The organism is Pseudomonas sp. NPDC088368 (assembly GCF_044753445.1).
GTDB lineage: Bacteria > Pseudomonadota > Gammaproteobacteria > Pseudomonadales > Pseudomonadaceae > Aquipseudomonas > Aquipseudomonas bambusae.
Genome location: NZ_JBIVNG010000003.1, coordinates 291,310 through 310,357, shown reverse-complemented (window position 1 = coordinate 310,357; position 19,048 = coordinate 291,310). Strand labels below are relative to the sequence as shown.

Sequence of the window (19,048 nt, the reverse complement as noted above, 5' to 3'; positions counted from 1 at the left end):
CTTTTGTCTTTTGCAAGGAATGTCATGCACGAACGCCCCTATGTGTCGGTTCTGATTCCTGCCAAGAACGAAGCAGGCAACCTCATTCCCCTGCTCGAAGAAGTGCGCGCCGCGTTTGCGGACGAAGCATTCGAAGTGATCGTCGTCGACGACGGCAGCACCGACGCCACAGCGGCCCAGCTGCGCAGCCTGCAAGAAGGTGGCTACAGCCAGTTGCGCGTGCTCAGCCACACCCGCTCGCTGGGGCAGAGCACCTCGGTGTATCACGCGGCGGAAGCGGCGCGGGGTCTGTGGCTGGCGACGCTGGATGGCGACGGGCAGAACGACCCGGCGGACTTGCCCGGCATGCTCGCGTTGGTGCGCGGCTCAGAAGGTAAGTCGGACGGCGTGAAGCTGGTGGCCGGGCATCGGGTCAATCGACAGGACACCGCGAGCAAGCGTTGGGCCTCGCGCTTTGCCAACAAGTTGCGCAGCAGCCTGCTCAAGGACCAGACCCCCGACACCGGCTGCGGTATCAAACTGATCGAGCGCGAGGCGTTTCTGCGTCTGCCGTATTTCGACCACATGCATCGCTTCATTCCGGCGCTGATCCGCCGCCATAACGGCCGGATGCTGGTGCACCCGGTCAATCACCGCGAGCGTGGGGCAGGGGTGTCCAACTACGGCAACCTGGACCGCGCTTTGGTGGGCATCCTCGACCTGTTCGGTGTGTGGTGGCTGATCCGCCGCACCCGACTGGACGTCAACGCACGGGAAAGCGAAGTCTGACATGGGCAGAGAATCGTTGTGGCTGGCGGTGGGTTTCATCGGCCAGCTGGCGTTTACCGGGCGTTTCGTCCTGCAGTGGCTGTACAGCGAGTACAAGAAACGCAGCGTGATTCCAGTGGGCTTCTGGTACCTGAGCATCATCGGCAGCGCACTTCTTTTGGCGTACGCCATCTATCGGCAGGACCCGGTGTTCATCGTCGGCCAGTCCTTCGGTTTCATCGTGTACCTGCGCAACCTGCAGTTGATCGCCAAATTCAAAGAGCAGCCCGAGGGCGTCGTCGAACAGAAGGATTGAGCCGTGCGGATTCGATTGGCGAACCCTCGCCTGGAGTTGTGGTTTTTTGTCGTGTTGTCGGTATTGCTGTTGGGCGCCGGACTCGGCTGGCGCCAACCGCTGAACGTCGATGAAGAGCGTTTTCTCGGCGTCGCGCTGGAGATGCTGCAGAACGGCTCCTGGTTCATTCCCCATCGCGCGGGGGAAATCTACGCGGACAAACCGCCGCTGTTCATGTGGACGGTGGCGTTGTTTGTGCAGCTCACCCAATTGCCAAAAGTGGCGTTGTACCTGCCCGCGCTGATCGCGGGAGCGGTGACCACCGGTTGCCTGTATGACTTGGGGCGGCGCCTGTGGGGGCGGCGTGTCGGGGTGATTTCGGCGCTGCTGTTTCTCTGCACCTATCAGAGTTACAGCATTCTGCAGACCGGGCAGATCGATGGCTTTCTCGCCTTGTGGACGGTGCTCGGCATTTACGGACTATGTCGCCACCTGCTGCTCGGGCCGGACTGGCGCTGGTATTACCTCGCCTGTGCGGCAATGGGGTTCGGAATCATCAGCAAGGGGGTGGGCTTTCTGCCCGCGTTGATGCTGATTCCGTATGCCTACGCGGCGCGCAAGGGGTGGAGCGGGGTGGTCGCAATGCCCTCCGGCAGCACGAAAAAATGGTGGCTGGGGTTGCTGGTCGCTCTGGCGGCCATCGCCGTGTGGCTGCTGCCGCTGTTGGTGATCGTCGCGCAAGGCAGCGCCGACAGCGTGGCCTACGCGCAGGAAATTCTCTTCAAGCAGACAGCGAGTCGCTACGCCAACGCCTGGGATCATCGCGAGCCGTTCTGGTATTTCTTCGTTCAGGTCATTCCCAAATACTGGATTCCGATCCTGTTCATGCTGCCGTGGCTGGTGCCCGCGTGGCGCAAGCAGCTGCTGCGACACGACGGTCGAGTGCTGGTGTTGCTGGGTTGGGTCGTGCTGGTGCTGGTGTTTTTCAGCATCAGCACCGGCAAGCGCAAGCTGTACATCTTTCCGGCGGTGCCCGCGCTGGTGCTGGTCAGCGCGCCGTTGATCCCGTGGATGCTGCGCCGCTGGTTCAGCAAGCGGCCCAAAGGCCGAACAGTGTTCGTCTCGCTGACCGTGCTGTGGCTCTGCGCGTGGTGCGTGCGCGGCTTTGTCGAGCCTCGCCTCGAAGGCATCAATCCTCACGAAACCATGATGCGCGATGTGGCGGCGGCAACGCAGCACGCTGATCTTGTGCTGGTGGATTGGCGCGAGGGGCATTGGGTCTTCGCCCGGCAGCCGCTGGTGCACTTCGGCTTCAAAGACACGCAACCGCTGGAGCATTCGGCGGTGTGGCTGCGCAGTCATCCGAAGGCTTTCGCGCTGGTGCCTGCGCAGGATATGTCGCGCTGCTACGACCCGCAGAAGGCCCGCAGCGTGGGCGATACGTCCCGCGCCGAATGGTTTCTGGTCGGGGCCGATGCCGACAACGGCCAGTGCCAGACGGCGCTCCCCGACAAGGCTTACAGCTTCACCTGGCAAAAGCCCCTTTAACGCCGATCAGGCGTGCTGCACACCGGCACGCTTGAGCAGCTTCTTGCAGCGCTCTGACAGATGCACCACGCGCAGGTGCTTGCCGGCTTTCTCGTAGCGTTCACGCAGGGTCATCAGCGCGGCAATCGCCGAGTAGTCGACGAAGCGCAGATGGCGGCAATCCAGCGTGGCGATGGCCGGGTCTTCTGCCGGGTCGAACTGGTTGAGAAAGGTCGTGGTCGAGGCGAAGAACAGCGTGCCGTGCAACTGGTACAGCTTGCTGCCGTCGGCGTCGGTGTGGCTGTCAGCGTACAGCTCGCGGGCCTGTTGCCAGGCGAAATTCAGCGCCGCGATGAGGATGCCAAACAGCACGGCGGTGGCCAGGTCGGTGAGCACGGTGACGATGGTCACGGCGATGATCGCCAGCACGTCGTTCAGCGGCACCTTGCGCAGCACCCGCAGCGAGGCCCAGGCGAAGGTCTGCTGCGACACCACGAACATCACGCCCACCAGCGCCGCCAGCGGAATGCGCTCGATGAGCGGCGACAGAAACAGCACGAACATCAGAATCATCACCCCGGCGACGATGCCCGACAAACGCCCGCGACCGCCGGAACTGAGGTTGATCACGGTCTGACCGATCATCGCGCAACCACCCATGCCGCCGCACACGCCCGAGGCAATGTTCGCCACGCCCAACGCCACGCACTCGCGGTCCGGGTAGCCGCGGCTTTCGGTGATTTCGTCGGTGAGGTTGAGGGTCAGCAGGGTTTCCAGCAGGCCGACCAGGGCCATGAGAATCGCGTACGGGGCGATGATGCCCAGTGTTTCCAGGTTCCACGGCACGTCCGGCAAAGCCACGCTCGGCAGGCCGCCCGCAATGTGAGCCATGTCGCCGAGGGTGCGGGTTGGCAGGTGGAAGAAGTAAACCAGCAAGCCGACGCCGAGGATCGCGACGAGGGCGGGGGGCACCGAACGGGTCAGGCGCGGCAGCAGGTAGACGACCGCCATGGTCAGCGCGACGAGGCCGAGCATCAGGTACAACGGCGTGCCGCTGAGCCAGTGTTCGCCGCTCTTGAAGTGCTCCAGCTGCGCCATGGCGATGACGATGGCCAAGCCGTTGACGAAGCCGAGCATCACTGGATACGGCACCATCCGCACGAGTTTGCCGAGCCGCAGCACGCCGAACGCGATCATCACCAGCCCGCCCAGCAACACCGTCGCCAGCAGGTATTGCACGCCGTGTTGCACCACCAGCGCGACGATCACCACCGCCATCGAGCCCGCCGCGCCCGACACCATCCCCGGCCTGCCGCCGAACAGAGCAGTCAAAGTGCAGATGATGAACGCGCCGTACAGGCCCATCAGCGGGTTGAGGTGCGCGACAAGGGCGAAGGCGATGCACTCAGGAACGAGGGCAAACGAAGTGGTGAGGCCGGCAAGAACGTCGGCGCGCAGGCGAGCGGGTTTCATGGGTTACCTGAAAGAGAAGGCGCAAAGGGTGGGGATGTTACGGAATGTGAGGCGCGAGGTCGATGATAGAGCGCGTTCGGCAGAGGCGGGATCGCAGCGAGTCTGACTGATTTTGATTCTGGCCGGAGGCCGTAGGAGCTGGCTTGCCTGCGATCTGTCGCAAAGCGGCAGTAAAATCAGCCACCTTGGTTGTGTCAGGTTAATTGAGTCGCCGGGGCTTGCTGCCGCTTCGCGGCAGATCGTAGGCAAGCCAACTCCCACGCCTTCGGCAGAAACGAGACATGTGCATGACGCAAATGAATTTATCTCAGTGTCCAGTCAACCCGGATTGTGTAACGATGTTTCGCCAGAATGAACACCGCTCATTGCCAAGGACAGCACCCCAATGCTCGCCGCGCTCAGACATTACCCTGCCTCCGTCAATCTCCTGCTGTCGTCGTCGCTGTTTCTGACGCTGGGCAGGGCGATCACCTTGCCGTATCTGGTGATTTATCTGTCCTCCAACTTCACGCTGGGCATCAGCGACATCGGCATGATCGTCGGCAGCGCGCTGATTGTCGGCTCCTTGCTGAGCCTGTACGGCGGCTACCTCACCGACAAGCTGTCGAGCTACAAGCTGATCCTGTGTTTCACCGGATTCTTCTTTGTCGGTTTCATCGGCATGTGCCTGACGGGTCGGCTGTGGCTGTTCTTTCTGTTTCTGGTGTCGTTCAACTTCGCCTATTCGGTGATCGACATCGTGGTCAAGGCCGCGTTCGGCAAGCTGTTGCCGGTGGCGGAGCAGAGCAAGGTGTTTTCGGTGCGCTACACGCTGATCAACATCGGCTACGCGGTCGGCCCGTTCATTGGCGCGGGGCTGGCGCACTGGAACATGAAGCTGCCATTTCTGATGTCGGCAGCTTTAGGGCTGGGCTTTTTTGTGGTGTACGCGATGTACGGTGACCGCAAGCTCAGTTCGGCGGACCCTGCCAACGCGCCGGTGTCGTTCCTTGCTGTGGGGCGGATTCTGCTCAAGGATTATCGGCTGATCTGCTTCACCGTGGGCGGCGTGCTCAGCGCCGTGGTGTTCGGCCAGTTCACGGCCTACATCTCGCAATACCTGGTGACTACGAGCACCCCGGAATTCACCTACAGCGTCATCAGCTCGGTGGTGGCGGTGAATGCGGCGGTGGTGATCTGCCTGCAGTATTTCGTCGGCAAACACATCAGCCATCAACACCTGAATCAGTGGCTCACGCTGGGTTTTAGCCTGTTCCTGATGGGCGTGGTGGGTTTCGCGATGTCGAGCACCGTGCTGCACTGGTCGCTGGCCGTGGCCGTGTTCACCCTTGGCGAGATCATCGTTTTCCCGGCCGAATACATGTTCATCGACCGCATCGCCCCGACGCATTTGCGCGGGATGTATTACGGCGCGCAGAACCTGTCCAACCTCGGCGGCGCGCTGGGCCCGGTATTGTGTGGTTTTGCCTTGGCGGCGCAGCCACCGGCGTTCATGTTCTATATGCTGGCGGGCTTTATTGTGGCGGGTGGCTGTTTCTACCTGTTGGGGGCGTCGTACTCCAAGCGCCACGACCCATCCTCCAGCCCGCGGTGACCGGTTTCGATGAGCGCGCTTTCCCCTCTGGATGCCTGGCAGCAGGCAGTCGACACACAGGATTTTCAGCCGGACGAGGCCCAGCGCCAGGCCGCGCAGCAATTGCAGGCGTGCTGGCAGGCGCTGCGTGACAGTGGCCCTCGCGACGCGCTCAAGGGCGTGTACCTGTGGGGGCCGGTGGGGCGCGGCAAGACCTGGCTCATGGACCGGTTTTTCGACAGCCTGACCGTGCCAGCCCGACGCCAGCATTTTCATCACTTCATGCGTTGGGTCCATCAGCGCCTGTTCCAGCTGACCGGCGTGCCCCATCCCCTCAATGTGCTGGCCCGCGAACTGCGGCAGGACGTGCGGGTGCTGTGCTTCGACGAACTCTTCGTCAATGACATCGGCGATGCGGTGATCCTCGGCGGGTTGCTGCGGGCGATGTTCGACGAAGGCGTGGTGCTGGTCTGCACCTCCAACCAGTTGCCCGAGCAGCTGTACGCCACCGGGCACAACCGCGAACGGTTCGTCCCGGCGATCACGGCGATCAATCACTTCATGACAGTGGTGTCGGTGGACGGCGGCGAAGACCATCGCCTGCACCCCGGTCAGGCGCAGCAGCGGTATTGGGTGACGCCCGAATCGGGGCCGAGCGCGTTGGTCGAGGTATTCGAAACCCTGAGCAACGGCGAGCTGGTGTCGATCCGGCCCGTGCCATTGGGGCGCCGACATCTGGCCGTGGTGCGCAGCAGCAAGACCGTGGTCTGGTGCCGTTACAAAGACCTGTGCGAACAGCCGTTGGCAGCAATGGACTTCATCGAATTGTGCGACCGCTACACGGCCGTGCTGGTGAGCGAAGTGCCTGCGTTGAGCGCGCCGCAGCGGGAAGGGCGGATTGCTCGGGGCACCGAGGATGGGGTCGAGCAAGTGGTGGCGGGGGACCGCGAACTGCCGCAACTGTCGCCTTACGATGACGGTGTGCGCCGGTTCATTGCGCTGGTCGACGAATGCTACGACCGCAAAGTGCCGCTGTACGTGGAGGCGGCGCTGCCAATGGAATCGCTGTACACCGAGGGCTACCTGGCCTTCGCCTTTCGCCGGACGTTGAGCCGGTTGCAGGAGATGCAACTGGCGCGGTTTGGGCGATGATGCGCCGACGCTTTTGATTCTGGCCGAAGGCTGTGGGAGTGCCGGGGTGGCGCTCCACCTTGCCTGCGATCTGCCGGGCACCGGCAGCAAAACCTGACAACGTGGTTTGCCTGATCCACCGCGTGGTCAGGGTTTGCCATCGCTTCGCAATGGATCGTAGGCAAGCCAACTCCCACACCTTCGGCTGAAGCAACTCAGGCACGATCAACGTTCTGGATCACGCCAATGCCTACGCCTTCAGCACAAGCGTAAATCCAGCAATCAGACGTTGTTCCTGCGCCGCTGCACCAGCACGTGCTTGGCGCCTTCGCCCATCAGCACCATCACCCCGAGCCAGATCGGCAGGTAGGTCATCCATTCATCCCGGCCGATGCTTTCACCCAGCAGCAGCGCCACGCCCACCAGCAACACCGGTTCCACGTAGCTCAACAGCCCGAACACGCTGAACGCCAGCAAGCGACTGGCAAGCAAATAGCTGACCAGCGCCGACGCACTGATCGCCCCAAGGATCGGGATCAGGATATAGAAACGCGGAAATGCCTCGACCACCCCTGGATTGCCCTGGCAGATGAACAGCACCGCCACCGGCAGGATCAGCAGCATGTCCCACCACAGCCCGCCGAGGTTGTCGGTCTTGAGCTTGCGCCGCAGCACGAAGTAGATCGGGTAGCCGCCACACACCAGCAGCGTCTCCCAGGAAAAACTCCCCAAGCGGATCAGCTCGTTGCCAACGCCGACCATCGCGCATGCGGCGGCGATTTTCTGGAAGTAGGACAAGCGCTCGCCATAGACCACGCGGCCCGTGAGAATCATCGTCAGGGGCAGCAGGAAATACCCCAGCGACACCTCCAGACTGCGCCCCTTGCAGCGGCGCCCACAGAAACAGCCACAGCTGCACGCCCATCAGCGCGGCGGACAGCATCATCGCGCCCAGCAAGGCTGGCGTCTGGCGTATGCGATTCGTCATGGCGCGCACCAGTTTCCAGTCGCCGCTGGACAGCATGAACACCGTCACGCAAGGCAGGGTCAGCAGCATGCGCCAACCGAATATTTCTTCTCCACTCAAAGGTTTCAGCAATGAGGTGTAGTAGTACATGACCGCGAAGAGGCAGGAGGCCATGACCGATAACGCAACACCCTTGTACACAGGGGCTCCTTGGTTCGGTTCAAAAGGACAGGGTTTGGACGCGCAACCCGTGCCAGGCTCTGATGGCCCGCTTGCAGGAAGCGGCGCACAGTCTAGCCGAACCCCCGCCCGCCGTTCGCTCGCATTCTGATAAACCCAAGGTCCGCTGGCAGTAAACGATGCACGTTTGGCAGAGAACGAGACCGTGCGCTCGTTGAGGCAAAAATGGCGGTCCCGGAGAATTGTCCTCAACGCGCCACACCGGCGCCGCCTACTGAGGACGACCCCATGACCCAAGAAATCGCCGGTATCAAAATCCCTGACAGCGCCCTGGCCCGCGCCACCACCGAATACATCCGTGATGAAGAAGACGATTTGCTGTTCAACCACAGCCGTCGGGTGTTTTTGTGGGGCGCGTTGACCGGTGAGCGCAAAGGCCTCAAGTACGACGCCGAGCAGCTGTACGTCGGCGCGATGTTCCATGACCTGGGCCTGGTGAAAAAACACAGCAGCCCGGACCTGCGTTTCGAAGTGGACAGTGCCAACGCAGCCCATGCGTTCGCCAAGCCATTCGGGTTGTCGGAAGGCGATCTGGAGCAGGTCTGGTTGTCCATTGCGCTGCACACCACGCCGGGCGTTCCCGAGCACCTGCGCCCGAACGTTGCGCTGGTGACTGCCGGTGTTGAAATGGACGTGCTGGGCATCAACTACGACCAGTTCAGCGACCAGCAGCGCGAAGTCGTGACCCATGCCCACCCGCGTGGTGAAGCGTTCAAAGAGTGCATCCTGTGCGCCTTCGCCGACGGCTTCCGCCATAAGCCAGACACGACCTTCGGCACTGTGAACGCCGATGTGCTGGTGGACGAAAATCCGAAGTTCAAGCCGATGAATTTCGTCAACATCATTCGTCAGTCGCCCTGGAAGGCGTAACGGGTACGCGGTAATGACCTGTGGAAGCGAATTTATTCGCGAAGCGGTTTTTCATCCGAGAGAGAGGTGTCGGATGGACTCCCCTCTCGCGAATGAATTCGCTCCCACAGTTTTTGCGCCCGGCAGAACGTTTGCAGGGAGGGCAGGATCGGCATTCCGTATTCGATTGGCCTGCCTGAGGCATTCCTGAGGCATCACCCCTCGACATTCCTTCTTCGGCATTCGCCCGTGCTTTGTTAGGCTTTCGTTTGGTTGGCTCATGAAGGGCCGACATGTTTGCAAAGGGAGCGGCGAATGACCTCCATCGGCACCGCGGCACCGGTCGTGCCTGGGCGGCTGGAACAGTTTTCCACCCGGGTGGCGTTTTTCATCACCGGGTTCAGTATTTCCGCTTGGGCGCCGCTGGTGCCGTACGCCAAGAGCCGCCTTGGTCTGGACGACGCGAGCCTCGGCCTGCTGCTGTTGTGCCTGGGCATCGGCTCGATTCTCTCCATGCCACTGGCTGGCGCCATGACCGTGCGTTACGGCTGTCGGCGCATCATCGTCATGGTCGGCAGCCTCGCCTGCCTGTGCCTTCCCTTGCTCGCGACCCTCACGAGTGTGCCGCTGATGGTGGCGACGCTGTTCGTCTACGGCGCCAGCATGGGCGCCTTGGGGTGCGTGACCAACATTCAGGCGATCATCGTCGAGCGGGCCAGCGGCAAGACCATGATGTCGGGCTTTCACGGCCTGTTCAGTTGTGGAGGGATTCTCGGCGCGGCAGGCGTTTCTGCGCTGTTGAGCGTAGGCGTTTGGCCGTGGCTGACCATGACCTTCGTCGCGCTGTTCATCGGTTTGGCGTTGTACAAAGCAGGCCCGAACATGCTCGGCTATGGCAGCGAAGCGGGCGGTCCGGCGTTCGCGATTCCCCACGGCGTGGTGCTGTTCATCGGCCTGATGTGCTTCACCGTGTTCCTCACCGAAGGCGCGATGCTCGATTGGAGCGCGGTGTTCCTCAGCGCCCAGCGCGGTGTCGAGCCGTCCTACGCCGGGTTCGGCTACGCGGTGTTCGCCCTGGCCATGGCCATCGGCCGATTGTGCGGCGACCCCGTCGTGCGCCGCTTGGGCGTGCACAAGATCATCCTGTTCGGCGGGCTGTGCGCGGCGATCGGCATGGCCGTGGCGACGTTGATCCCCTATTGGCAGGCCGCGTTGTGCGGTTACGCATTGGTGGGCATTGGCTGTTCCAACATCGTGCCGGTGTTCTACAGCGCGGTGGGGCGGCAGAAGACCATGCCGGAAAACGTCGCGGTCCCGGCCATCACGACCCTCGGTTACATCGGCATTCTGATGGGGCCGGCGGGCATCGGTTTCGTCGCCCACCTCAGCAGCCTCGGCGTGGCGTTCCTCATCATCGCGGTGATGCTGCTGGGGGTGGCAATCAGCGGTCGCTATCTGAAAGTCTGATCGTTACAGCTTGCGTGCCGTGCCCGACACCCGAATCGAACTGCCGGGCACGTCGCTGAATTCGGCGCGAATCCGCGAGCGGCTGCCCATGTCTTCGCCCTGCACGATGTCGATCACGCCGCCGTGGTCCCAGCCGATGTCGCGCAGGTAACCGGCAAACGCCGCGCTCGCCGCACCGGTGGCCGGGTCTTCGTACACGCCGCCAAAAGCGAACGGATTGCGGGTGTGGAACACGCGATTGGACTCGGCAAACACCAACAGAATCGTCACAAGGCCCTCGCGCACCATCAATTCCCGACCGGCCTCGAAGTCGTAGCGCATGTGCTTGAGCGTTTCGCGACGGTTCAGTGCCAGCACCAGATGCTGCGCGCCGCCGTTGATCAATGCGGGCGGGATGCGCAGGTCAATGTCTTCGGCCTGCAAATCGACCAGCCCCATGGCCTGGCTGAGCACTTCCCGGCTGACCGGCTGGCTGTGGGTGGGAGGGGATTGCAGGGCAGCGGACGTCAACGCGCCCTGCTGATAGCCCTCGACGGTGATCTGCGCATGGTTGAGGTGCAGCGAATATTCGCCCTCGCCATAGCGACCCGCCAAGGCAGCCCCCAGCGCGATGGTGGCGTGACCGCAAAATGGCACCTCGGCTTGCGGCGAGAAATAGCGCACCCGCCAACCGTCGTTTTCCGGCACGGCGAATGCGGTTTCCGAATAACCGACCTCGCCGGCCACAGCCTGCATCGTGGCGTCGTCGGGAAAGGTCTCACCGATCCACACGCCAGCGGGATTGCCGCCTTGATCCGCGTCGGAAAATGCCGAGAGTCTGAGGATATCCAGTGCCATGTTCGCGTCAGCCTTGAGCCGTTGAAGGAAGGCTCGATTGTTGACGAAGCGGGCAGGGCGCACCAACGAAAAGTGCTGATGCGTGGGATTCCATCCGTTGATGCAGCCGCGAGCTACAAGCTACAAGCTACAAGCTACAAGCAACCGTCGCGCCCACTTCTTGCAGCTTGCAGCTTGCCGCTCGTCGCTGCTTCGAGATTCAAGCTAATAGCGACGCTCGCCGTCGCGACGCCCTCTTGCAGCTTGCAGCTCACAACTCGTCGCTGCTAGGGCGTCATGGCAAAGCCAACCCCAAATCGGTTCCATGCGTTGATGGTGGCAATGGCCAAAGTGATGTTGGCGACTTCTTTTTCGCTGTAATGCGCCAGCAGCGCTTCGTACTGATGCTGCGGCGCGTGGTGGATCGACAGTTGGGTCAGGCTCTCGGTCCAGGCCAGTACGGCATTTTCTTTTTCGGTGAAGAAGTTGGTTTCGGCCCAGACCGTCACGGTTTGCAGGCGGGCTTCGGTTTCACCGGCCTTGCGGGCGTCGTTGGCGTGCAGGTTGACGCAATAGGCGCAGCCGTTGATCTGCGAAGCGCGCAGGCGGATCAGTTCCAGCAGGGAGTGTTCAAGGCCCGAATTGACCACGGCGTTTTCCAGCGCGGACATGGCTTTGTAGGCTTCCGGCGATTTTTGACCCCAGGCGATGCGCTTGTTCATGTGCGTGTGCTCCGTTGGAAAGGTAAGAAATGTCGCTGAACGTGGTGCTACGTTACGCCCAGACAGGCCGGGGCCGAATAGCCAATGGGGTGGGATATCAGGAGACCAATCGCGCCATTCCCGGACGATTGGTCTCCTTGCTGGCAACACGCTTCATGAACGCCGCTGCCACGTTTTGCGGCTTGCCCCGCTGGCTCAGCGATCTAGGATGAGCAGGAACAATCACAAGGAGTCATCCATGTTCGCCGGATTCCAGAAAGACCAGCGCCAGGTCAATGGTGTGCAGATCGCCTACCGCATCGGTGGCAACGGGCCGGGGTTGCTGTTGTTGCACGGGCACCCGCAGACCCACGTCATCTGGCACAAGATCGCCGAGCGGCTGAGTCAGCATTTCACCGTGGTCGCGGCCGATTTGCGCGGTTACGGCGACAGCGGCAAACCCCTCGCGACGGAGGACCATTCCAGCTATTCCAAACGGGAGATGGGCCGCGACATGGTGGCGTTGATGCGCGAACTGGGGCTGCCGACGTTCTCGATTCTCGCCCATGACCGGGGTGCTCGCGTGGCCCATCGACTGGCGCTGGACCATCCCGATGCCGTGACGCGCATGACCTTGCTCGACATCGCGCCAACGTTGGCGATGTACAGCCAGACCAATGAGGCGTTCGCCCGGGCGTACTGGCACTGGTTCTTCCTGATCCGCCCGGCGCCGCTGCCGGAAACGTTGTTGGAAGCCGATCCCGAGCAGTACCTGCGCAGTGTCATGGGCAGCCGCAGCGCCGGGTTGACGCCGTTCACCGACGAAGCGTTCGCCGAATACGTGCGCTGCGCCAAATTGCCGGGCACCGCACGTGGGGTCTGTGAGGATTACCGCGCCAGTGCCACCATCGACCTGGAACACGACCGCGCCGACCTCGACGCAGGCCATCATCTGCAATTGCCGCTGCAGGTGCTGTGGGGTGCGGAAGGCACGGTAGGCAAATGCTTCGACCCGCTGAAGGAATGGCAACAGGTCGCGACCGACGTCCGGGGCAAGCCATTGCCGGGTGGGCATTACCTGGCGGAGGAGATTCCGGAAGCGCTGATGGCTGAGGTGATGCCGTTTTTGACGTGAAGCTTTAGGCGGGGTGGGAGCACCGTCCCGTCGCTTTTGATTCTGGCGGCCGTGGGAGCGCCAACCCGGGGCTCCCACGCCCTTCGGGCAGAAGCGAGATGGGCGTGGTCCATGCTTTTGACTCTGGCCGCAGGCCGTGGGAGTTGGCTTGCCTACGATCTGTTGCGAAGCAACAGCAAGACTTGACGACTCAATCATGCTGATACACCGGGTTAGCTGATTTCACTGACGGTTCCCGTCAGATCGCAGGCAAGCCAGCTCCTACGCCCTCCGGGCAGAATCAACAGCGGGTTGCGTGTTCAATTTGGGAAGGTGGCGATGGCCGGGGCCACGCCCTGCATCAGCGTTCAATCCTCACCCGCCTCCAACACAAACCCCTCCGGCATTTCCTGCGCGTATTCATTCACCACCTCCCGCGTCAGCCCGACGATGTCCTCCACCAGTTCCATCCCGGCGCCGGTGCGCCAGCTCGCGACGATGTCCATCACTGGCGGCAAGGGCACGTTTTCGATCTGGGTCAACACGCCCTGCACCAGTTCCCCGCGCACCAGGGTGACCGGCAATGCACCAATACCGAACCCGTCGCGCACCAGTCGGGTGATGGCCGAGGCCGAGTTCACGCAGTTGATGCGCGGGGTGATGATGTTCGCCGTGTGCAGCATGTTCAGGATGTCCTGATGGGGCCGCGAGTTGCGCGAAAACGTGACGATCCGCTCCTGCGCGATCTCTTCCAGCGTCACGTCCGGCCGGTCCAGCGGCGAGCCGGTCGGCACCACCCAGTGCAGCGGATAGCGCGCCAGCATCGCGTTGCGCACGCTGTCGAAACGCAGGATGTCGGTCTGGAAAATGATGTCCTGATAACCCTTTTCCAACTGCGAACACAGGTTGCTCGCGGTTTCGGCGGTCAGCTCGATTTCCAGATTCGGGTAACACTTCATCAGGCGTGTTACCAACGGACTGAGCCAGGTGTGTATCACCGTATCCATCGCGCCGATGCGGATTCGACCCCGTACCTGGCTGGGGTCCTTGATCGCCGCCTTCATGTTTTGCAGGGTGTCCATGATGTGCTCGGCGTATTCCAGCACCCGCAATCCTTCGGACGTCAGCGACACACCCTTCGAGTCCCGCACGAACAATCGCACACCCATTTCGTCCTCCAGGGCCGCGATCCGGCTGGAAATGGAGGCTTGGGTGCTGAAGAGTTTTTCGGCGGTCAGGCGAAAGCTTTTCAGCCGTGCGACCCAGACGAAGGTTTCCAGAAACTTGAGATTCACCGAGCGATTTCCTTGAGCGATTGAGCGGCGGCGGGACGTTCGGAGGCGGCTTTTAGCCTCGTCATCACCAGCAGGTGCCTCCTACGGTCAGCAGGTTACATGCCACCGCCCCAACAGAAATTTTTATGAGGCATAGCGGTTTTTTCCCGTTGGACGCCACGCGCCAGCCTGCCGAAAGATGACCGCCGACACGAGAAAGGTACGACGCCGGGGCCGAATCACTTCGCCCCGACCCACGCGTCCAGCCTTCAGGGTCGGGGTGTTTCAATGCCCGACCTCATTCATCAGCTGCGCTCTGCCAGCAGTCGGTCGTTACCGCTGCGCGCTCATGGGAAGAGGCTTCAATGACACATAACAACCAAAAATACGTCTGCGCGTTGCTCGTTGGCGGCGCGACGCTGACTTGTGGATTGACCGCACAGGCCGATTTTTTCGGCGACAGCAAAGGCGAGCTCGAAGCCCGCAACTTTTACTTCAACCGCGATTTTCGACAGACAGGCGCTCGGGACAAGGCCGAGGAATGGGCGCAGGGGTTCCTGCTGCGTCTTCAATCGGGCTACACCCCTGGCACCGTCGGCTTCGGCCTTGATGCGCTGGGCATGGTGGGGTTGAAGCTGGATTCGGGCGACGGCACGGCGGGCACCGGGTTGCTGCCCGCTGACCTGTCGTCCGGCGGCTCGCAAGAGGACTACGCCAAGCTCGGCCTGACCGCAAAAATGAAGGTGTCGAAGACGGAGCTGAAAGTCGGCTCGCTGTTCTTCAAGGACCCGGTGATCAATTCCAACGACACCCGCCTGTTGCCCCAGACCTTTCGCGGCGGGCTGTTGACCTCGAAGGACCTGAACAACTTCACCTTCACCGGCGGCCACATCGACCGCATCAAGGCCAACAGCTCCTCGGACTTCACCGAGATGAGCGCCAACCGCATCGGCGGGACCAGCAACGATTTCAACTTCGGCGGCGGCGAGTATCAGGTCACTCCGCAACTGGCGCTGAGTGCCCATTACGGCCAGCTGGAAAACGTTTATCAGCAGTATTACGGCGGGTTGGTGCACGTGCTGCCGTTGGGCGTGGGGCAGAGCTTGAAGTCCGACATTCGCTACGCCAGCAGCCGCGAGGACGGCAACTTTCGCGACCTCGACAACAAGGCCTTGGGTTCGATGTTCACCTACAAGGTCGGCGCCCAGGCCTTCGGTTTTGGCTACCAGCGGATGACCGGGAGCGATCCGTTTCCCTACATCACGGGCAGCGATCCTTACCTGGTCAACTTCATTCAGATCGGCGATTTCGCCAACGCCAAGGAGCGCTCGTGGCAGGCGCGGTATGACTACGACTTCGCAGGGCTGGGGCTGCCGGGCCTGACGTTCATGACCCGCTACGTGTCCGGCGACAACGTCGAACGTGCGGCGGGCGGCGAGGGCAAAGAGTGGGAGCGCAACATGGACATCGGCTACGTGATCCAGAGCGGTGCGTTGAAGAACCTGGGCGTGAAATGGCGCAACGCGACCGTGCGTTCGAACTTCGGCAATGACCTGGACGAAAACCGGCTGATCGTGAGTTACACGCTGCCTCTGTGGTGAGTCGCACGCCCTTGTACCGGCACGCCGCTGTAGCAGCACGACAAGCCGGGCTGCTACAGGTTCGCGTCGGCTGTTCTTCCGAGTCACAACATCGAGATTCCCATCATGCAAACCGCTATCAACCTCTGGCCGCTGCTGGGCGTGCTGGTCATCGTTCTGGGCTTCGTCCTGCGTTTCAACCCGATGCTGGTGGTCGCCCTCGCGGCGCTGGCCACGGGCCTGGCGGCGAGCATGCCGCTGGAAACCGTGCTGGCGACTATCGGCACGGGCTTCATCAAGACCCGCACTTTGCCGCTGATCATCCTGCTGCCCCTGGCCGTCATCGGTCTGCTGGAGCGCCACGGCCTGCGATTGCACGCCCAGAACTGGATCGCACGCTTCACCCGCGCCACCGCCGGACGCCTGCTGATCGCTTACCTGTTCGTGCGGGAAACCACGGCAGCACTGGGCCTGACCAGCCTCGGCGGGCATCCGCAAATGGTTCGCCCGCTGCTCGCGCCGATGGCCGAAGGGGCTGCGGAATCGCGCTTCGGCAAGTTGCCCGAGGCCTTGCGCATCAAGCTGCTGGCCCTGTGCGCAGCCACCGATAACGTCGGGCTGTTTTTCGGCGAGGACATTTTCGTCGCGTTCGGCGCCATCGCCCTGATGCACACCTTTCTCCAAGGCTCGGGGATCGACGTCGATCCGATGCACATCGCGGTCTGGGGTATTCCGACGGCGATTTGTGCCTTTGTGATTCACGCCATTCGCCTGCACCGTTTCGATCAGCGCCTCAGTCGCGAACTCAAGGCATTGCCGCAGACATCGCCGGTCGCTCAGGAGGTGACGCCATGATCCTGTCCATTCAATACCTGTACTGGCTGGCCGGTGTGATTCTGGCGATCACCGCGTTCATGACCGTCACTGACCGCAGCAACCCCAAGCGCTGGACCACCGGGCTGTTCTGGGGGCTGTTCGCGATTGCGTTTTTGATCGGTGATCGTTTGCCGCCCGTGTGGGTTGGCGTAGGCGTGGTGGTGATGGCGCTCATCGCGGGTTTCGGCGGCGTCGGCTTCGGCCAGCACGATAACCTGCCGGACAAGGCGCGGCGGGAGAGTGCAGGGCGCCTGAAGAACAAGCTGTTCATTCCGGCGCTGGCGATTCCGCTGGTGACGGTGATTGGCGCTGTCGTACTGAAAAACCTCAAGTTTGGCGATGTGTACTTGCTCGACCCGGCCAACAGCACCTTTGTTTCGCTGGGGATCGGCAGTCTGGTGGCGTTGGCCCTGGCGTGCTGGCTGACCCGCGACACGCCGGTGCAGGCCATGCGCGAATCCCGGCGTCTGACCGAAGCGCTCGGCTGGGCGCTGGTGTTGCCGCAGATGCTGGCGATGCTGGGGCTGGTGTTCAATGACGCGGGGGTTGGCAAAGCAGTGGCGCACCTGGCGACGGCCTACATCAACCTGGATTTCCGCCTGGTGGCGGTGATGGTCTACGTGTTGGGCATGGCGCTGTTCACGATTGTCATGGGCAACGGCTTCGCAGCGTTTCCGGTGATGACCGGCGGCATCGGGGTGCCGGTGCTGGTGGGCATGTACGGCGCCAACCCTGCGGTGATGGCGGCCATCGGCATGTTCTCTGGCTACTGCGGCACGCTGATGACGCCCATGGCTGCGAACTACAACCTCATCCCGGCGGCCTTGCTGGAATTGCCCGACAAATACGCCGTGATCAAGGCGCAGATACCGACGGCGCTGGCGATGTTGGTGGTCAATATCGTGTTGTTGTATTGCCTGATGTAGCGCTTGGCTTTTGATTCTGCCCGCAGGCTCGGTCAACGTCAAAAATCTCGAGCGCGCACTGATCCGCTTCTGCCGAAGGCGTGGGAGTTGGCTTGCCTACGATCTGGCGCGAAGCGGCAGTAAAGCCGGCGCATGCGGCGTGGCTAGTGTACGGAGTGGCCGGGTTTTGCTACAGCTGCGCAGCAGATCGCAGGCAAGCCAGCTCTCACGCCTTCGGCAGAATCAACAGCGGATCGGCGGCGTATTCGAATTTACAGCAGCATCCATATCCCCTCATCGCAAACGATTGCGACCACCGGCTGTCTGAATCCATCAGCAGCCTCAACCCCTCTAGATTCCGGCTTTCAACGGGTCAGGCAGCGATGCCTGGCCCGTTTTTGCGTGTGGTCGGTGAAAGCCCCACAAAATAGAGGTTGAATAGTCACAACAAATGTTATTTAAATAACAAAAATAATATCGCGTCGGCGGTTCGGTTTTGCGGTCCCTGCGCGTACACAAGGTAATGACACACATGAACAAGATCGCGGTCATCGGCAGCAACATGGTGGATTTGATCACCTACATCGACCGGATGCCGGCTCAGGGCGAAACCCTCGAAGCGCCGAACTTCGCCATGGGGTGCGGCGGCAAGGGCGCGAATCAGGCCGTGGCGGCCGCCAAGCTCGGCGCGGACGTGCTGATGCTGACCAGGGTCGGCGACGACATGTTCGCCGACAACACCCTCGCCAATTTCCAGCGCCACGGTATCGACACCCAGTTCGTGCAGCGGGTGCCCGGCGTCTCCAGTGGCGTCGCACCGATCTTCGTGCAGAGCGATTCCCACAACAGCATCCTCATCGTCAAAGGCGCCAACGCGCACCTCAAACCTGCTGACATCGACGCCGCTCAAGCTGCCTTGCGCGACTGCACGCTGATCGTCCTGCAGCTGGAAATCGAACTGGAAACGGTCTACCACGCCATCGATTTCGCCAAGGCCAACGGTATTCCTGTACTGCTCAACCCGGCGCCTGCGGTCAAGGGTCTGAGTCGTGAACACCTGCTGAAACTCGACTTTTTCATCCCCAACGAAAGCGAACTGGCCCTGATCACAGGGCAGGTCGTCGACTCACTCGAATCCGCCCGCTCCGCTGCCTTGAAGCTGGTGCAGGACGGCATTCGCCACGTGATCGTGACCCTCGGCGAACAGGGCGCGCTGTACGTGGGCGAGGAGGGCGAGTTCCGTGTCGAGGGCCTGAAAGTCGACGCCCGCGACACCACTGGCGCAGGCGATGCCTTCATCGGCTGCTTCGCCCGCCACTGGAGCGAAGACGGCGACATGCGCCGCGCCATGACTCAGGCCGTGGCCTATTCCGCCTGCTCGGTCACGGGCCTCGGCACCCAGAGTTCCTACCCGGACGCTGCCACGTTCGGGCGTTTTCTCGACACCTGCTCTTCAAAAAATACGCAATAAGTCACCCTTGAGCCGCCGCGCTTTGGCCGGTCACGCTGACGG

The 19,048-nt window shown here is 62.0% G+C and carries 16 protein-coding genes and 1 pseudogene; 12 read left to right on the top strand and 5 right to left on the bottom strand.

The genetic code is table 11. The annotated features are described in order from the left end of the window. The first annotated feature begins 24 nt into the window (after positions 1-24). Genes ACIQAL_RS07730 through ACIQAL_RS07720 form a run of 3 tightly spaced genes read left to right on the top strand, consistent with a single transcriptional unit; the run spans position 25 to position 2,590 of the window. On the top strand, positions 25-768 hold the full coding sequence (locus ACIQAL_RS07730; RefSeq protein WP_401144185.1) for a glycosyltransferase family 2 protein: 744 nt from the start codon (positions 25-27) through the stop codon (positions 766-768). Position 769: 1 nt separating this feature from the next. After that, the gene (locus ACIQAL_RS07725) at positions 770-1,063 is read left to right on the top strand and encodes a lipid-A-disaccharide synthase N-terminal domain-containing protein (protein ID WP_401144183.1); all 294 of its coding nucleotides are present in this window, start codon (positions 770-772) and stop codon (positions 1,061-1,063) included. Positions 1,064-1,066: 3 nt separating this feature from the next. Beyond that, positions 1,067-2,590: an ArnT family glycosyltransferase gene (locus tag ACIQAL_RS07720; protein WP_401144181.1), complete on the top strand. Its 1,524-nt coding sequence runs from the start codon at positions 1,067-1,069 to the stop codon at positions 2,588-2,590. Between the two features lie 6 nt (positions 2,591-2,596). Here ACIQAL_RS07720 and ACIQAL_RS07715 read toward each other — a convergent pair whose 3' ends face one another. Then, positions 2,597-4,042 (bottom strand): SulP family inorganic anion transporter, encoded by a 1,446-nt coding sequence (locus ACIQAL_RS07715; RefSeq protein WP_401144179.1) that lies wholly within the window; start codon positions 4,040-4,042, stop codon positions 2,597-2,599. A 385-nt stretch (positions 4,043-4,427) separates the two neighbouring features. On the opposite strand from ACIQAL_RS07715, the gene ACIQAL_RS07710 reads away from it, so the two are divergent. Beyond that, on the top strand, positions 4,428-5,636 hold the full coding sequence (locus ACIQAL_RS07710) for an MFS transporter (protein WP_401144177.1): 1,209 nt from the start codon (positions 4,428-4,430) through the stop codon (positions 5,634-5,636). A gap of 9 nt (positions 5,637-5,645) precedes the next feature. After that, complete coding sequence (gene zapE, locus ACIQAL_RS07705) at positions 5,646-6,767, top strand: cell division protein ZapE (protein ID WP_401144175.1); 1,122 nt, start codon at positions 5,646-5,648, stop codon at positions 6,765-6,767. A 261-nt stretch (positions 6,768-7,028) separates the two neighbouring features. On the opposite strand, the pseudogene rarD reads toward zapE, so the two are convergent. Further along, positions 7,029-7,914, bottom strand: a pseudogene (gene rarD, locus ACIQAL_RS07700) (EamA family transporter RarD). Positions 7,915-8,181: 267 nt separating this feature from the next. Between rarD and ACIQAL_RS07695 the strand changes: the two are divergent. After that, the gene (locus tag ACIQAL_RS07695; protein ID WP_401144174.1) at positions 8,182-8,823 is read left to right on the top strand and encodes an HD domain-containing protein; all 642 of its coding nucleotides are present in this window, start codon (positions 8,182-8,184) and stop codon (positions 8,821-8,823) included. A gap of 294 nt (positions 8,824-9,117) precedes the next feature. Next, positions 9,118-10,269 (top strand): MFS transporter, encoded by a 1,152-nt coding sequence (locus ACIQAL_RS07690; RefSeq protein WP_401144172.1) that lies wholly within the window; start codon positions 9,118-9,120, stop codon positions 10,267-10,269. A gap of 3 nt (positions 10,270-10,272) precedes the next feature. Here the strand turns inward: ACIQAL_RS07690 and ACIQAL_RS07685 are convergent, their stop codons facing one another. Together ACIQAL_RS07685 and ACIQAL_RS07680 are read right to left on the bottom strand one after the other, a co-directional pair. After that, positions 10,273-11,106 (bottom strand): PhzF family phenazine biosynthesis protein, encoded by an 834-nt coding sequence (locus ACIQAL_RS07685; protein WP_401144170.1) that lies wholly within the window; start codon positions 11,104-11,106, stop codon positions 10,273-10,275. 266 nt (positions 11,107-11,372) lie between these two features. Further along, entirely contained in the window at positions 11,373-11,807 is a 435-nt protein-coding gene (locus ACIQAL_RS07680) for a carboxymuconolactone decarboxylase family protein (protein ID WP_401144168.1), read from the bottom strand. Positions 11,808-12,045: 238 nt separating this feature from the next. Between ACIQAL_RS07680 and ACIQAL_RS07675 the strand changes: the two genes are divergently transcribed. Further along, positions 12,046-12,921 (top strand): alpha/beta fold hydrolase, encoded by an 876-nt coding sequence (locus tag ACIQAL_RS07675; protein WP_401144166.1) that lies wholly within the window; start codon positions 12,046-12,048, stop codon positions 12,919-12,921. A 347-nt stretch (positions 12,922-13,268) separates the two neighbouring features. Here the strand turns inward: ACIQAL_RS07675 and ACIQAL_RS07670 are convergent, their stop codons facing one another. After that, positions 13,269-14,195 (bottom strand): LysR family transcriptional regulator, encoded by a 927-nt coding sequence (locus ACIQAL_RS07670; protein WP_401144164.1) that lies wholly within the window; start codon positions 14,193-14,195, stop codon positions 13,269-13,271. A 344-nt stretch (positions 14,196-14,539) separates the two neighbouring features. Between ACIQAL_RS07670 and ACIQAL_RS07665 the strand changes: the two genes are divergently transcribed. The 4 genes from ACIQAL_RS07665 (at position 14,540) to rbsK (ending at position 19,006) form a co-directional block, all read left to right on the top strand. Beyond that, positions 14,540-15,775, top strand: coding sequence for an OprD family porin (locus tag ACIQAL_RS07665; RefSeq protein ID WP_401144163.1), 1,236 nt, complete (start codon positions 14,540-14,542; stop codon positions 15,773-15,775). A gap of 105 nt (positions 15,776-15,880) precedes the next feature. Continuing rightward, on the top strand, positions 15,881-16,609 hold the full coding sequence (locus tag ACIQAL_RS07660) for a DUF969 domain-containing protein (RefSeq protein ID WP_401144161.1): 729 nt from the start codon (positions 15,881-15,883) through the stop codon (positions 16,607-16,609). Next, positions 16,606-17,556, top strand: a complete 951-nt coding sequence (locus ACIQAL_RS07655; RefSeq protein WP_401144159.1) for a DUF979 domain-containing protein — start codon at positions 16,606-16,608, stop codon at positions 17,554-17,556. Before ACIQAL_RS07660 ends, ACIQAL_RS07655 begins: the two co-directional genes overlap by 4 nt. 511 nt (positions 17,557-18,067) lie before the next feature. Then, positions 18,068-19,006 (top strand): ribokinase, encoded by a 939-nt coding sequence (gene rbsK, locus ACIQAL_RS07650; protein WP_341963830.1) that lies wholly within the window; start codon positions 18,068-18,070, stop codon positions 19,004-19,006. Positions 19,007-19,048: the final 42 nt, after the last annotated feature.